At 41.7% G+C, this 15801-nt stretch carries 13 protein-coding genes; 9 read left to right on the forward strand and 4 right to left on the reverse strand.

What is annotated here, in order from left to right:
* Positions 1-62: 62 nt before the first annotated feature.
* Positions 63-1154 (reverse strand): diguanylate cyclase, encoded by a 1092-nt coding sequence (locus tag C6344_RS00245; protein ID WP_034663781.1) that lies wholly within the window; start codon positions 1152-1154, stop codon positions 63-65.
* Between the two features lie 98 nt (positions 1155-1252).
* Here C6344_RS00245 and C6344_RS00250 point away from each other — a divergent pair, with 98 nt between their 5' ends.
* Complete coding sequence (locus tag C6344_RS00250) at positions 1253-1633, forward strand: hypothetical protein (RefSeq protein ID WP_060595841.1); 381 nt, start codon at positions 1253-1255, stop codon at positions 1631-1633.
* Positions 1634-1667: 34 nt separating this feature from the next.
* Here C6344_RS00250 and C6344_RS00255 read toward each other — a convergent pair whose 3' ends face one another.
* Complete coding sequence (locus C6344_RS00255; RefSeq protein ID WP_034663775.1) at positions 1668-2066, reverse strand: hypothetical protein; 399 nt, start codon at positions 2064-2066, stop codon at positions 1668-1670.
* A gap of 152 nt (positions 2067-2218) precedes the next feature.
* On the opposite strand from C6344_RS00255, the gene C6344_RS00260 reads away from it, so the two are divergent.
* Entirely contained in the window at positions 2219-2725 is a 507-nt protein-coding gene (locus tag C6344_RS00260; RefSeq protein WP_034663773.1) for a YhcN/YlaJ family sporulation lipoprotein, read from the forward strand.
* Positions 2726-2881: 156 nt separating this feature from the next.
* A complete protein-coding gene (locus C6344_RS00265) occupies positions 2882-3757 on the forward strand; it encodes a hypothetical protein (RefSeq protein WP_106072902.1) in 876 nt (291 codons plus the stop codon).
* 25 nt (positions 3758-3782) lie between these two features.
* On the opposite strand, the gene C6344_RS00270 is transcribed toward C6344_RS00265, so the two are convergent.
* A complete protein-coding gene (locus tag C6344_RS00270; protein ID WP_012009386.1) occupies positions 3783-4427 on the reverse strand; it encodes a spore coat protein in 645 nt (214 codons plus the stop codon).
* Between the two features lie 143 nt (positions 4428-4570).
* Here C6344_RS00270 and C6344_RS00275 point away from each other — a divergent pair, with 143 nt between their 5' ends.
* From C6344_RS00275 to C6344_RS00285, 3 genes are all read left to right on the forward strand, one after another.
* The gene (locus C6344_RS00275) at positions 4571-7951 is read left to right on the forward strand and encodes a CheR family methyltransferase (RefSeq protein ID WP_106072636.1); all 3381 of its coding nucleotides are present in this window, start codon (positions 4571-4573) and stop codon (positions 7949-7951) included.
* Between the two features lie 85 nt (positions 7952-8036).
* Positions 8037-10940 carry a 5'-nucleotidase C-terminal domain-containing protein gene (locus tag C6344_RS00280; RefSeq protein ID WP_106072637.1) on the forward strand — a complete coding sequence of 968 codons (2904 nt, stop codon included), beginning with the start codon at positions 8037-8039 and terminating at the stop codon, positions 10938-10940.
* Between the two features lie 46 nt (positions 10941-10986).
* Positions 10987-11553 (forward strand): class D sortase, encoded by a 567-nt coding sequence (locus C6344_RS00285; RefSeq protein WP_106036595.1) that lies wholly within the window; start codon positions 10987-10989, stop codon positions 11551-11553.
* A gap of 206 nt (positions 11554-11759) precedes the next feature.
* On the opposite strand, the gene C6344_RS00290 is transcribed toward C6344_RS00285, so the two are convergent.
* On the reverse strand, positions 11760-12668 hold the full coding sequence (locus C6344_RS00290) for an RluA family pseudouridine synthase (protein ID WP_106072517.1): 909 nt from the start codon (positions 12666-12668) through the stop codon (positions 11760-11762).
* A 109-nt stretch (positions 12669-12777) separates the two neighbouring features.
* Here C6344_RS00290 and C6344_RS00295 point away from each other — a divergent pair, with 109 nt between their 5' ends.
* The 3 genes from C6344_RS00295 (at position 12778) to C6344_RS00305 (ending at position 15657) form a co-directional block, all read left to right on the forward strand.
* Positions 12778-13128, forward strand: coding sequence for a DUF5365 family protein (locus C6344_RS00295; RefSeq protein ID WP_106071602.1), 351 nt, complete (start codon positions 12778-12780; stop codon positions 13126-13128).
* A 309-nt stretch (positions 13129-13437) separates the two neighbouring features.
* Positions 13438-14103, forward strand: a complete 666-nt coding sequence (locus tag C6344_RS00300; protein WP_106072638.1) for an HAD family hydrolase — start codon at positions 13438-13440, stop codon at positions 14101-14103.
* 15 nt (positions 14104-14118) lie between these two features.
* On the forward strand, positions 14119-15657 hold the full coding sequence (locus C6344_RS00305) for a bifunctional GNAT family N-acetyltransferase/carbon-nitrogen hydrolase family protein (protein ID WP_012009394.1): 1539 nt from the start codon (positions 14119-14121) through the stop codon (positions 15655-15657).
* The last annotated feature ends 144 nt before the right edge of the window (positions 15658-15801 follow it).

Below are 15801 nucleotides of genomic sequence, written 5' to 3' on the forward strand. Positions count from 1 at the left end.
AAACAACTGTTATACGAAAACTTTTTTAAAAATAATTAGCGCTAACAAATTGAGGAAAAAGCCTATATTAATTGGCCTCTTTTTCTCTCTGAGAAGCTCACTTGATTTCGGCCAGACTGCTTCGCTTTATAGAGCTCCTGATCAGCCATAATCGGTAATTGTTTGATGTCTGCACTTGTTCCGGGGTAATAAGCACACCCAAGTGATACTGTGATATGAATGGACATGCCATTTTGTAAATATATCGGCTGATCTGCTATTTTTCTCCGTAAGCGTTCTGCAATCTGCCATGTTTTTTCAACTGTACAATTTGGTAGAAGGACAGCAAATTCCTCACCGCCGATCCGGCCAATATAATCAGAGCTTCTTGTGTTTTTCATCAACCTTTTTCCGATTTCTTTTAAAACCATATCTCCCTCATGATGTCCATATTGGTCATTGATGGATTTGAAGTAATCGATGTCTAAGTAAATAAGGGACATTTGATGGATAGGCTGCTTAAATTTCATAGAAAAAGCATCACTTAAGACCTCATCGAACTTCCGTTTATTTAAAACACCTGTTAAAAAGTCATAATGAGCTTGGAATTTATACAAATTTAACAGCTGATATGCTTTTGTTTGATGCTCAATGACGTAAAAGTTAAACAGTCCTGCAACATATGAGAACATCCAATAGGCAGAATGGACTTCAATAGAGGTCTCATGTGCAATCGTAATAAACAAAAAAGTTGCAATCACATTGCTGATCGTAATGGACAAAAGCATTTTCGCAACTTGATTCATATGGCGCTCAGCAATTAAAAAAGAGGCTGTTGCAATGATCATCATGGAAAAAATATTGATGAAAGAACCGACGTTGGCATCAATTAATAATCGGCCAATGATCACAACACAGGCTGCAATGATGGTTTGGACGATGCCTCCATAAAAGGCCGTTAAAATAAGGGGGATATGTCTTAAATCGATGATGGCTGGACCTGCTTTGATAGAGAAGAACATTAAAAGGACACCGAGTAATCCAGAAAGAATGCCTTTGCATAGCTGTCTGAGCAGGGTATCTTCTTTCTTCAGAAAATTCTCTTTAAACACAAGCATAAATAAATAATGGAAAGTGACAAGAATTGTTAAATTAATAAAGAGGTCTCTTAGCAAAATAAAATCACCTTTTTAAAATTACTAAAATTTGTTGCAAAAGAAAAGGGGAAAAAGGATAATTAATAAAAATTTCACTTATGAGGGGATCGAAACACATGCGAGGAAAACGCTTCCCAGATGAAACGGACTGGCTTTCTTTTTTTGAAACGGAGCCTGATGAAAGGTTCGAGAGAGGTATGCCTATTGAATATCAAAACCTGACATTTCGATTTGAAAATCAAGACGAGCGCTTCGTTGTCACGATGTACCTTGGAAGTCAAGAATTTACGTTAAAGGCTGTTCGAAAAAAAGAGGCATCTGTTTTAGGCATATATGATTTTAAAACCGTGCAGCATGTAGAGATAAAAAAGGACAGGCCAAACGAGAAAGAGCTCTTAATCATAGTAGAAGCTTATGACGATTTTATCACAACAGTTGAAATCACCTTTTTACCTTTCTTCTCTGTGATGGTGAAAGAACATTTTTCAGGAGAATAAACAGGAGCCTCTATTTATGAAGGCTCCTGTTTTCTTATTTGTGCTCGATGTCATTGATTACTTGCTGGATTGATTCATCATCCATCACATTCATGACACTTTCATCAATATGGAGAGACTGTGCATAAGACTCTCTTGGCTGATGGTTTCTTGATGTCGATTGGTGCTGATTCGTATGATTTGGCTGTACAGCAGTGAATGCCTGCTTCATCATTTGTCCGATTTCCGCAGTTCCCTTTGATTCATTCTGTGCGTGTGACTCGTGACGAGATGAGTCATGGTGCTGATGGCTTTTTCCTTTCATCATTGAAGACATATTCATTTGCGTCATGCTTTTCAGCCTTCTTCGTAAAACCGGAGAAAATAATGCAATGATGGCTGTTGATACTGCAATCATTGCGCCAGTGCTCATGCCTTTTCTTTTCTTAAACAAACGAATCCCTCCATTTGATCATGATGATACTTCTTCATCATGTTTAGGATGACCAAAGCAGGCTGAATTATGAATTCATTTTATGAAATAGAAATGTGTGCATAAAAAGCCGGCTGGATGAAAAACCTATGAGCAAAAGGAGGGAATAATTGATGAATAAGAAATGGATGCTATCTTTACTACTCGTTCCAACATTGATCACCACTGGATGTGGCATGAACAACCAGGGCGATGAGCGAAGAGGAACAATGAAACGACAGTATGAAAATGTCACATATAAGAATGACAATATGAGACAGGACGAACCAAATGTTCAAACACCTCAGAAGGTCAAAGTGGCAGATAAAGCGTCAGAGCTTGTAGCCAACATGTCTGAAGTGAAAACAGCGAACGTGCTTGTCACAGGAAAAAATGCATTTGTTGCCGTTATGCTTGAAGGCGATAAAAGCGGTAATGTGACGGACGATCTGAAAAAGAAAATTTCAGACAAAGTCAAATCAACGGATCAACAAATCGACAACGTGTATGTATCTGCGAATCCAGACTTTATCGATCGTATGGAAGGATACGGAAAACGTATTAGAAGCGGAGAGCCAATTTCAGGATTTTTCGATGAATTTACTGAAACGGTTCGGCGTGTCTTCCCTGAATCAAAATAGCTACGACAAAAGCCGTATGTCATATGCGGCTTTTTTGTTTGGAACCGCACCTTGCGCACCTGACTGCATAAAGTAAAAAATATATCACCTCTTGTTGATCTTTGTTTCTTCATAGAAAGAGAAAGAGGCTGCAGGATGAATTCAGGTGGGGAGCAAATGAAAGCCAAGCCGTCATTGATTCATAAAAAGCTTGTAGGCGGAATGATTGCAGCAGGTCTCATTTTTTATGCTTTCACCGCGTACTTGATTTATGTTGCGTTTCAGCTGACAGGACAATATTTAGAGCAGCAGTCTTCTCCTAAAACCATATTAACGGAGGGACTCAATAAGCAAGTTTATGAACATATTAGAATATACTATGCAGAGGAAGAGGACGCTTTTGTTGACCTGACAATCGAGGCTGTGGATCAGGCAAAGAAGAGGACAGCGTCAGTGTTTCAGTTTGAAACTGACAAACCTTTAGACATTATTTATTTTGATGATAAAGAGACAGTCGAGCAATTTGCCGGAATCAAGCATATTACGGGTTTTTACTCCGATCATGATCAAATGATTGGGTTATATCCAGATAAACGGGAAGCATTATTGAAGAAAGAGACACTGCCTTTATACTTTTTCAACACGTTATTTATTCATGAATATGCTCACTTTGTTTTCTATGAAAAAGTTCATTCTTATGAAGTGTCTCCAGTGATCTTTCCGCTTTGGTTCCATGAAGGAACAGCAGAATGGACGGCCTATGACGTGTTAAATGCCACGTCTGAACGGTTCGACGTCATTCCCTTTCAATCTCTTCATTCCGATCAAGATTGGCAGGACGCCCGGATGACGTATGAGACAGATGTTTATTTGCAAAGCTATTATATGATCTATGAGCTGGTGCAGCTTTACGGACGAGATATCATACATGAGATCATGCAGGAAACGGCGAAAACAGGTCAATTTGCTAAAGGCTTTGAACAGGCGACAGGGCAGCGGCTAGCAGATTTTGAAGATCAGTTTAACAAGATGTATCAAAGAAAAAACGGCTGACCAGAGAAAAGGGTCAGCCGTTTTTTTAATGAAGGGGTTTTTGCTGATTGGCTTTGCTTGGCGGCATTTGAACCTGCCCTTGAAGCGGTGCGAAAGCTGATGTCATGGCTGTCATGTCTTGTCTGGAAAGCTGGGGAACTTGATAGTAGCCATGCTTGTTTTGATACAAGAAAATTTCATACGCCATTTCAATAAAGTTCGGGATTTGCGCAGCAAGCACACGTCTGACAACTGGATTTGTTACTTCTAATGCAGACATGGAAAGTAATCCAGCATGTGATTTGACCAGGCTGAGCATATGCCCTGTGATGCCCAAGTCTTTTACATCCTGTAATGACTGATTCGGCTTCTTCGGCTGAGAAGGCTTGATCCCGTACGTCACTTGTGTGTGCTCTTTCATCATATAAGTAGCGGTTTCTTCACTAGGCTTTTGTCCAGTAGAAAAACAATCTACAGTGACATTGTACTGAGATAAAACGAATTGGTATTGTCGATCCAAGATGTCGGATAATGCAGGATCCTGAATAAACTGCCGCAGGATCATATACTGATCCAAAATATTAATCGTGCCGGCTAAAATTTCATGTAAATCGAATAACTCATGTCCGCCATGATTGAGCTCGGGCTGGGGAGCGCTTCCTTGAAACATTGGTTGCTGATCGTTTTGCATTGAGATTCCTCCTTCTGTTTATACAATCTGTTTTAATGTGAGGATGTTTTCCTTCTTTCATGCAAAAACATTATTTACAATTAGAGGGTTTTCTTCCTTTTTGTCGAAAAAAAGTATCAGACGAATGAACATGGGGGTACCAGATGCAGGACAAAATCATTAATCGTTTGATAGAAGACGAACATGTGCAGGCACCAGTGATTGGCATCGGTGTTTCGCCGTTTGAACAGCATCATCTTGAGGCTTTTTTTCAATCATTTCCACATGAATTAAATGCCTCTTTTATTGTTGTGCAAAATCATGTGACGGACGATTGTATAACTGATTTGGAAGCACTTGTTTTACCGATTGGCTACCGGGCAAAAACGATTAAACATGGTGAGAAAGTCATGAAGAAGACGATTTATTTTTGTCCACAGCATGCGGTTGTGACGTTAACAGAAGATCAGCGGCTGCACCTATCAGAGCAGCTGCCGGCGTGCATGGCTTGCTCTGTGGACTTGCTTTTTCAGTCTCTTGCCAGCGTTCAAAAGGAAGAGGCTTTTGCGATTTTCTTTCAAAAAGGTCATTGTGTGGGAAGTGGCTTGCTTCAGTTGGTTGAGCAAGGCGGTACAGCTTTATCGTGCAGTGAGGTAGAAAGCGGTTTTGACACCTTGTATCAACAAACATTCAAAGATCCTTCAACCCTTGCGGCATATATCGCCAATATCATCAACGTCCCGCATGTCGATGAGGCAGATCCTGTTTTACTGAGAATTATTGAACGTCTTGAAATGTATAAAGGCATTGCCTTTTCAACCTATCAAAAGAAAAGGCTGCTATCTGTCATTCAAAAACGAATGAGGATTGCAAAAAAACGGATTTCATTATTATCAGAGTACGACTGCTTATTAGAAAGAGAACCAGATGAGCTTGATCGCCTGCACGCGCAGCTTTTAAGCGGTATGACGTCTTTTTTTAGGGATATGGAGGCTTTTCGTGTATGTGAACATCAGATCATTCCGTCGATCATTGAAAATGCGGTGAAAAACGGGAAATCTCGATGCCGTATTTGGATTGCGGGATGTTCGACAGGAGAGGAGGCCTATTCTTTTACGATCTTATTTTTAGAAGAAATGAAGCGAAGACAAGTGACCATCGAACTTCAAGTATTTGCAACAGATATCAACCGGAAAGCCATTCAAACAGCTAGTAAAGGTCTTTACTTAGTAGAGTCTATGGCAAGGATGCCGGAAAAATGGCGGGCGCGATATTTCGAAAGGACAGGTGACGCTTTTATTGTGAAGCAGTCACTTAGAAAACATATTGTCTTTGCACCTCACAATTTATTGATCGATTCACCTTTTATCCACCTCGATTTTATCAGTTGCCGAAATGTTCTGATGTACTTCCAGCCTGAAGTGCAAAAACGAATATTGTCCCGATTCCAATATGCTTTAAAAGATCAAGGGATGTTGATATTAGGGCCAAATGAAACTGTACCCAATATCCCTCGTTTGTTTCATTTGTTCAATGAAAAATGGAACATTTACACCCATTCAAACGTTTCTAAACCACATGTCCCTTGGGCACTAAATGCTCGTGATATCGAGTTGAAAGCGCGAGCCGCACAATATATGCAAGAAGTAAGCGAGGATTATGATGCATGTATGATTATCAACGATAGTGACGAAATCCTGGCATTATCAAATGGTGCGTATTCTTTTTTAGACCATACAGAAGTGTCAGATCAAGCATGTGAATATGTAACACCTGATTATATGAAAGAGATGTTGAGTCAAACCTTTCAAAAGGTGTGGACAGACGAGACAGAGGTTGTGTTTCAACATGTTCTCATTTCGGAAAAAGGCAGCAAGCAGTATGCAGATTTTACCGTGAAAAGTTTTGACCGCCGTTTTAAGGGAGTTTACGTCATTCTCATTCGAATGAATGAGAGAGGAAAAAATCAAAATAACGGCAGGGGCAAAGGAATGTCAGATCAGAATTCAGTCTATCAACAGCGTATTGTCGATTTAGAAAATGAACTCAATGAAGTCAAACAAAAGGAGCAGGAGGCAAGGGCTCAATTAAAAGCGAAACACACGCAATTAGAGGAGTTTGAGAAAAAACACGAGCATTTTATTAATATCATAAACAACTTAAGGGTGACAAGAAAAGAACTGTACAGACCCTCTGTCAAGCCGGAGCTTGCGACGTTGTTTGTGGACAGGGACATGAATATTCGCTATTACACTCCTACAGCTGCATCTTTATTTACTTCAGCGAAAATCAGGCATCAGCAATCCTTTCAGTCGATGGCTAAAAAGCTTACGCAGGAAACGCTCTATCATGATATCCAATCCGTCATTTCGGATAGGCGCGCGATCGAACGTGAAATTGAAACGAACGAAGGAGAGCAATTCACCGTTCACATCACACCTATCTTTGATCAAGAGCATGAAGGAGCGGTGATGACTTGGATTAATATGACCGAAGTAACGAAAATCAAACAGTCGCTTCATCTAGCGGTGACGGCGCTTGATAACAGCCACATTCATATTGTTGTTGCAACTGAGGAAGGGGTCATCCAATGCGTGAATCAGCGTTTCTGTCAGTTTGTCCAGCAGCATGAATATGACCTGATCGGCAAAGATATTTTTTCTGTCTACCATTCGCTATGTCAATGTGATGATTTAGAGAAGCAATGGAAGGTTTGTTTAAAAGAGGGCAGCTGGACAGGTGAGCTGTACTTTCAAGATTTATCTGGGCGCGAACGATGGGAGAGAGTCTCTTTACATCGAATCGATGATCCTGACAAAAGGCAGTCAACCGTGATGCGGATTTCAGAGGATATCACCAATCAAAAGCAGTCAGAGAAGATGCTGATGAAATCAGAGATGCTGTCGGCAGTAGGGCAGCTTGCAGCAGGTATCGCTCATGAGATACGGAACCCGCTTACATCGTTAAAAGGATTTTTACAGCTGATGATTCAAAGTAAGAAGTATCAGAAAGATTATGCAGATGTGATGATGTCAGAGTTTAATCGGCTCGAGTCAATTATTAATGAATTCCTCGTTCTTTCTAGAAGCAAATCGGTGAAATTTGAACCGGTACATGTCAATCTTCTGCTCGAAGAAGTGATCATGGTTGTTGAATCCCAGGCGGTCTTAAAAGGCGTGTCCATTCAGAAAAATCTGTCTCCGTCGCTCCCTAACATTCAAGGCATTCCGAATGAATTAAAACAAGTCTTCCTGAATATCCTTAAAAACGGAATTGAAGCGATGGATGGTGTGACAGGTGTCATCAAGGTGACCTCTCTCATGAAAGATCATCAAATGATGTTGATATTTGAAGACCAAGGAAAGGGAATACCAGAGGACGAAATAGGGAAGCTCGGTGAACCTTTTTATACTACAAAAGAAAAGGGGACAGGCCTTGGTTTAATGATGACCATTAAAATCATTGAAAGCCATGGCGGCACCATTCGTTTTGAAAGTAAAAGCTTTGAGGGAACACGTGTGATTATTACCTTTCCGATGAGTTAAAAAGACAAGTTTTACATGAAATCCATTCAACATCAATATTTACTTTGTACACTATGAGAGATGAAGCGCAAAGGGGAGAGGTCTAATGAAACGAATGCTATCTATTCGAATGATTTGTTGTTTGGTTTTGATGATCTTTAGTTTGCAATCCTTACTGCCTGGCATGATCACAGGAGGCGAGGTCAGTGCATCTGAAAAGAAGGAAATGGTGTGGAAGCAAAAAAAGATCGTGCAGATCAAAAAAGCCCGTCAGCTAATAGGAGAGACCGTGACGGTGAGCGGAATTGTGACAGCAGATCAATCCGCTGTAGGCAATGGGAAATTGTCCACATACATTCAAGACAAATCAGCTGGAATCAATATTTATTCAGCGCAGCCCAATCACTTCCCGGAACTAAAAGCAGGCATGAAGGTGACAGTGACTGGTAAGATCACGTCTTATAAAGGAATGATTGAAATTGTGCCAGATCAAGGCCGCCTGAAGATAGATGCTGTGAATCAAACTTTGCCAAAGGCGAAGCGAGTGTCCGTTAAACAACTAGAAACGGATCAAGCCGGTAAACATGAAGGAAGACTAGTGAAGATTAAAGGCTATGTTGAGGCAAAACCAGCGCAGCCGGCTGGCGGTGGATACAATGTGGTGATCATTGATAAAAAATACCACAGCACCATCCTGAGAGTGATGGTCGATACAAATGCTATTGATAAAGTAAAGACAGGGAAATGGTACGAGTTTACAGGGGTGTTAAGCAGGTATGATACGCTGCAGGTGCTTCCAAGACATAAGGATGGTATCAAACTGCTGAAACGCCAGCCAAAGCCGCCAAAGATGAAGAAGGAATACAAAGCAACAGTTGACCGTGTGGTGGATGGAGATACGATTCATCTAAAGAAGCCTGTTCTTGGTACAACAAAGGTGCGTTTTGTGAATATGGACACGCCGGAAACGTATCATAAGCCAAAAAATGAATTAGACCAAAACCAATTGCGTTTTGGACAGCAGGCGACTGACTATTTAAAAACACTTCTTTCAAGCGGTGACCAAGTCACATTAAAGATTGGTCCTGAAGCGAAGGACAGCTATGGACGTCTTTTAGCTCAAGTGAAGACCAAAAAAGGGCTAAATACAAATCTAGAGCTTGTAAAAAAAGGATATGCCCCTACTTACTTCATCTGGCCAGTTGGAGATGAAAAGGACTATCATACGTTTCAAAAAGCAGTAAAAGAAGCAAAAGAAAAAGGACAGGGCATATGGAACGAAGCGGACCCTCTGCTGGAACAGCCATTTGAATTTAGAGCACGTGAGCAGAAAAAAGGACTGGCACGCTATGTCGGCGACTCATCTGTGAAAACCTACGTCTCCCCTGACAAATGGAAAGAAATCGATGTGGAAAAACGGATCTTTTTTGCTTCCAAAGAAGAAGCAGAGCAGGCTGGCTATCAGCCGGCAAAGGATGCAAGCGAAGTACCATTAACGATTTTAAGTATGAATGATTTACACGGTAAAATTGATCAAGAATACGAGCTGGATCTCAAAGGTGATGGCAATAAAGGCATGTACGGCCGGATGGATTATGTCGCCGCCTATATGAAACAAAAACAAGCAGCGCACAAAAATACGATCACGGTCCATGCTGGAGATATGATTGGCGGGAGCTCTCCAATATCTTCTCTACTGCAAGATGAACCAACCGTTGAACTCATGGAGAACATTGGCTTTGATGTGGGCACGGTCGGCAACCATGAATTTGATGAAGGGGTAGACGAGCTATTGCGTATCTTAAATGGCGGAGAACATCCTAAAGGCACAAAGGGGTATGACGGACAGAACTTCCCGCTCGTTTGTGCGAACTGTGAATACAAGGATACAGGTAAGCCACTTTTACCGGCTTATGAAATCATCGATGTCGAAGGAATCCCAGTCGCATTTATCGGTGTTGTGACCAAGTCAGCCGCAGGAATGGTCATGCCAGAAGGGATTAAAGACATTCAGTTTACAGATGAAGTCAAAGCCGTGAATGAAGCCACGAAGGAACTAAAACAAAAAGGGGTTAAAGCCATTGCAGTTTTAGCTCATATGACAGCCTCTCAAAATGGCGATACGATCACTGGAGAGAGTGCAAAGCTTGCCAAAGAAGGTGATGATGAAATTGACGTCATCTTTGCAGGGCATAATCACGAAGTGGTCAATGGAGAGGTCAATGGGAAATTAATTGTGCAAGCCTTTGAATATGGGAAGGCGATTGGCGAAGTCAATGTGACACTTGACCGCAAAACGAAGGATATCCTCAAAAAGAGTGCAAATATTCAGTATGTAGATCAAGCTGGTATAGAAAAGGACAAGGAAGCAGCAGACATCTTGGCTCATTACGGGAAAGAAGTGGAGCCGATTATTAGTGAGGTTGTTGGAGAAGCTGGGGTCAAAATGGAAGGCGGCTATTCAAATGATGGAGACACGCCGCTCGGTAATTTGATTGCAGATGGTATGAGATATTCAATGAAAAGTGACTTTGCCATGATGAATGGAGGGGGCATTAGGCAAAACCTTGAAAAAGGGCCGATAACGTGGGGAGATCTCTTTAATATTCAGCCATTCGGCAACGTTTTAGTCAAACTGGAGATCAAGGGAAAAGACTTAGTTGAGATCATAGAAGCTCAAATTTCTCCACAATTTGGACCAGATTATAGCATTTCAGGCTTTTCATATTCCTATGATCCGGTAACATATAAAGTAGTCGACTTGAAGCTGCCAGATGGTTCAGCCGTAGCTTTCGATCAAACGTATACACTCACTGTGAATAACTTCATGGCAACTGCAACTGGCAGTAAATATGCACCAATAGGCAGACTTGGGAAAAACCCTGAAACAGGCCCAGAAGACTTAGAAGCCACTGTCGCTTTTGTCAAAAGTTTTGAGGGAGCTTCCATTGTGTATCAAAAAGAGGGGCGAATTCAAATAGCAAAACAAGAAGAAAAAGCAGCAAGCTAAAGAGCGTATCATCTAAGAGAAATGTAACAGGCAAAGGAGTTTAAGCATGAAAAAGTGGCTTGCACTGACTGTGATGACAGCCGGGATTGTTCTGCTCGGCTGGGGGATTTGGCAAATCGCCTCTACTCATCTTCAAACAGCCCAATCATTAGACGAAGCGAAGAAGGCTGTGGCGGACGATCAAGGGATGTCCAAAAAGCAGTTTGCTCCAGAAGTGGGGAAAGCTTCTGGCATCCTGACGATTCCAAAATTAAAAGCAGACCTTCCCATTGTCGAAGGGACGGATGCTGATGACCTTGCAAAGGGAGTAGGACACTACAAAGGCAGTTATTATCCTGATCAGAATGGACAAATCGTCCTTTCTGGCCACCGTGACACGGTGTTTCGCCGGACAGGTGAACTGGATATTGGAGATCAGCTGAAAATCACTGTGCCGTATGGTGAGTTTGTGTATGAAATCACGCATACGAAAATTGTCGATCAGCATGATACATCCATTATTACGTTGCAGAATGAAAAGGAAGAGCTGGTGTTAACCACATGCTATCCTTTTCATTTTGTCGGCAATGCACCAGAGCGGTACATTATTTATGCAAAAAGAGCGTCTGTCTAAAGAAAAAGAGCCTGCTGATTATATGCAGGCTCCCAGCGTGTAGACAAACCCTTGCATTCGTTGTCAGATCTACGTTCCGGTGCTCGTCCTTCCTAGAACTGCAAAGGTTTTCTATCACGCTGAAAAGAAGAAAGGGCTAAAATAAGATTATTTTAGCCCTTTGTCAACAATCTGAGATCCTGCTAATCAAATGCAGGCTCTTTATTTTAATGGATGATTTTATTCATGAGCTGGTCCATATCAGGTGGTAGAGGTGCTTCGATGATCAGATGCTCACCTGTAAAGGGGTGTTTCATGTCAACTTGCTTGGCGTGAAGAGCACACCTGTTGATGTAATCACGAACTCCCTCATATAAAGTGTCCCCAGCTAGTGGATGCCCGAGACTGCTAAGGTGGACACGAATTTGATGCGTTCTACCCGTCTCTAATTGCAGTTTAACGGCTGTCATTTGCAGACGTTTATTCATGTCCATGACCTGAAAATGAGTCACAGCTTTTTGTCCAGTAGGGGAGATTCTTCGTCTGACTGCATGGTGTTTGTCACGGCCGATCGCTGCATCAATGGTGCCTTTCTTTTTTTTGAAAAGCCCCTCTGCGATGGCGATGTATGTTCGGCTGATTGTTTTTTTAGAAAGCATTTGATCAAGAGCCGCATGGGCTAATCTATGCTTTGCAAAAATGACGGTGCCGCTTGTGTCTTGATCCAGCCTGTGGATATGTCTCACCCTCTTTTCTTCTCCATTTGCTTGAAAATGGAAGGCCACAAGGTTAGCCAGTGTGCCCGTTTGTCCTTGTTCATTCGGATGAGTTGGCCGTCCGGCAGGTTTTTGCACAATTAATAAATGCTCGTCCTCGAAGAGCACCTCTAATTCACCGTATTCTGGTGCCACATCACTTTCTTCTGTTTCAAATAAATCAATGATGATCTGATCGCCTTTACTGACTTTAGCCGCGTGATGGGCAGGCTTTTGATTTAAACGAACTTTTTGATGCTCCATCCAAAAATGGATAATCGGTTTTGATGCAGATACGGCTGTTTTTAAAAAATGACTGAGTGAAGTGTTATGATACTGCTCGTCTACTTTGAGTGAGAGCGTATGTCCTTTTATGATCATGATATCCGTTCCTCTCTATGGGTATATATAGGAAACACTTACCTTGGCGAACGCCTTTTTTTCTGTGCTATTCTGAATGGAGAAATAACGACAGAGAGGTAGATGTCACGTGAGATTAATGAAAGCTGCTACAGACCTGCAAGAGCAGGCAATTGAAGAAATATCAAAGGATGTTGAAGATCTTCTTTCGCATGCTGTCAATGGACAGCAGCTGGATATGCGTCAAAAAGACCGCTCCCTTACCTTTATTGATGGAGTATATAACGGGACGATGGATGATGCTTTTCGTATTTTATCGGGACTTCAGCTATTACATACCATAATTGTAAAACCGAAACGTCATATCACCAAACGTGATCGTGAGCTATTCGAGCGGAACCGTGAGCAGGTCAATGCCTGCGGCTTTTCTTTTCCGTTTGATCTAGATGATTTTGTCAGCCGTCACCTTCAAAATGCGTAAAAGATGGTGTGAACTTCCTTGTTAACTTACAAGGCCCTCGCACATACTATTTTTAAGGGAACGGAGAAACCTTTAAGATCTGTAATACCAAACCCGCTCTTTTTCAACATTGCCTATTTCTCCACGAATCGGAGCGCTTGGATCTCTTACAGAATGAACAGAACACGGGTAGGAGCCTGACAAAACGGTGCAGGCTCCTTTTATACATAATCATTTTAGCAGACATTCATCTTTGAAAGTCAATTTTATTCACGATATGATAGCATTGAGTAAATGTTTAAGACTTTCGTAAAAAAAGGAGTGGCCTCGTTGGTAAAGGCGATTATATTTGATTTTGACGGATTAATTTTAGATACAGAAACACATGAATATGAGGTTTTACAAGAAATGTTTGCGGAGCATGAGTCAGAGCTGCCTCTTTCCGTATGGGGCAATGTCATTGGGACGCAGGCAGGCTTTAAGCCATTTGAATATTTGGAAAAGCAGCTAGGGAAGACGCTGGATCATGAGACACTCACAGCAGATCGGCGTTCTCGTTTTCAAAAAAGAATGAAGGACGAATCAGCAAGACCTGGCGTAGAAGCTTATTTAGAAGCAGCAAAGGAGCTCGGGATCAAGATTGGACTTGCTTCCAGCTCAGACTATAAATGGGTGTCAGATCACCTAAAGCAGATTGGTCTTTTCGACTACTTTGAATGTATCCGCACGTCAGATGATGTGGAAGAAGTCAAACCAAATCCAGAGCTCTATTTGCAAACCGCACGCTGCTTAGGGGTAGAGCCAAAAGATTGCGTGGCATTTGAGGATTCTGTGAATGGATCAGTAGCTGCCAAACGGGCAGGTATGAAATGTGTCATCGTCCCAAACAAAGTGACGAGCACGCTGCAATTTGAAGAATATGATGTCAGATTAGAATCCATGGCTGAAATCGAATTGCTCCAGCTATTCCATCAGCTTGAAAAAGAGGAACAGTAAGGGGGCAAAAACATCATGGCAGAAAAACTAGACTTAACGCGGTTTGAAAAAAGAATGGTGATCCGCAATATCCGGGAAGAGGATATTGACCGAATCATTGCCTTGCAAGAGGTATGCTTTCCAGGCATGGACCCTTGGAAACGAGAGCATCTTGAAAGCCACCTTGAGCATTTCCCAGAAGGACAGTTTTGTGCTGAATTCGAGGGAGAAATCATTGGCTCTTGTTCAAGTTTATTAATTAACTTTGATGAATACGATGATCGCCACACGTGGCAGGACATTACAGATGATGGGTACATCACAAACCATAATCCTGATGGGATGAATATGTACGGAATCGAAGTCATGGTGAGTCCTGAGTACCGCCGCATGAAAATTGGGCATCGTTTGTATGAAGCAAGAAAAGACTTAGCGAGAAGATTAAATTTAAAAAGCATCATCATTGGCGGACGCATTCCGAATTATCATAAATACCAAGAGGAAATGACGCCTCGCCAGTATGTGGAGCAGGTGATGCTTCACCAAATTTATGATCCCGTTTTATCTTTTCAGCTGTTAAATGAATTTAGTCTCATGCGGATCAATCCGAATTACCTGCCGGATGATAAAGCATCCAGCACATATGCGACGTTAATGGAATGGAACAATGTCGACTATCGCCCGCAATCGAAAAGATATTATAAATCGGCGTTCCCCGTTCGAATTTGTGTGATTCAATATGCGATGAAACAAATTCATTCCTTTGAGGAATTTATGAATCAGGTGGAGTATTATGTGGATGTCGCATCAGATGCATCAGCTGACTTTGCCGTATTCCCAGAAATTTTTACGACGCAGCTCATGTCTTATTTAGAAGAGCGTTCACCAAGTCTTGCCGTACAGCGGATTACGGAATATACCGAGGACTACATTAATTTGTTCACAGACCTTTCTGTGAAATATAACATTAATATCATCGGCGGGTCCCACTTTGTAGAAGAGGAAGGGAAAATCTACAATATCGCCTATTTATTTAGACGTGATGGAACGATTGAAAAGCAATATAAACTTCACATCACGCCGAATGAAAGAAAATGGTGGGGGATTTCAGCTGGTGACCAGGTCCGGGTATTTGATACAGACTGCGGCAAAATTGCGATCCAAATTTGCTACGATATTGAATTTCCTGAGCTTGCACGGATCGCGGCTGACAAAGGAGCGAAAATTATTTTCACTCCGTTCTGTACAGAAGACCGCCAAGGCTATTTAAGAGTACGTTACTGTGCACAGGCGAGAGCGGTCGAAAACCAGATTTATACCGTCATCTCGGGAACAGTTGGCAACCTTCCGCAAACCGAAAATATGGATGTTCAATATGCACAATCGGCTATATTTGCCCCATCAGACTTTGAATTTGCAAGAGATGGGATTGTAGGAGAGTGTAATCCAAACATTGAGATGGTTGTCGTTGGTGATGTCGATTTAGAAATTTTAAGAAGACAAAGGCAAGACGGGACCGTACGTCAGCTGAAAGACCGAAGAAGAGACGTGTACCATATTGAATATAAAAAATAATGAAAGGAAGCGCCTATTGTTGAGGCGCTTCTTTTTGATGACATTTTTTAAAGAGACAATGTGGCGCAATGAGCGATCGCTTTCACTGCTAAAAAAGGGACATCTGATTGGATAAGATTTTTCGACTGACAAAGGGATGCTGGA

Source organism: Bacillus sp. GBSW19 (assembly GCF_002998655.1).
In the GTDB taxonomy this organism is placed as follows: Bacteria; Bacillota; Bacilli; order Bacillales; family Bacillaceae; genus Bacillus.